Source organism: Pseudomonas sp. 51_B (assembly GCF_017491595.1).
GTDB lineage: Bacteria > Pseudomonadota > Gammaproteobacteria > Pseudomonadales > Pseudomonadaceae > Aquipseudomonas > Aquipseudomonas promysalinigenes.
Genome location: NZ_JAFGYW010000585.1, coordinates 1 through 243 on the forward strand (window position 1 = coordinate 1; position 243 = coordinate 243).

Here is a 243-nt window from a genome sequence, read left to right on the forward strand (position 1 = left end):
TGGCAGATGTGGCCATAGGGATTACTGGGGGCGCGTCCTACTCTGTGTGAATGAACTAAGAGAGCGTTGCCCATGGATCTGATTCTGCTGGCCGTGCCGTTCTTCTTCGTGTTGATTGCGCTGGAGCATATCCGTCGCCATCCGGACATCTGGGTGCTGAGCTTTCGCTTCGTCTACGGCCTGCGCACGGTCATGCCGGTAGCCATCGGCCTGTCCGGTTACTCGCCGCGCCGTTACTTGCTG

At 58.8% G+C, this 243-nt stretch carries 1 pseudogene; it reads left to right on the plus strand.

From position 1 onward, the window contains the following. Positions 1-117 precede the first annotated feature (117 nt). Positions 118-243: pseudogene (locus tag J5M56_RS26305) on the plus strand (DedA family protein); the annotation flags it as partial.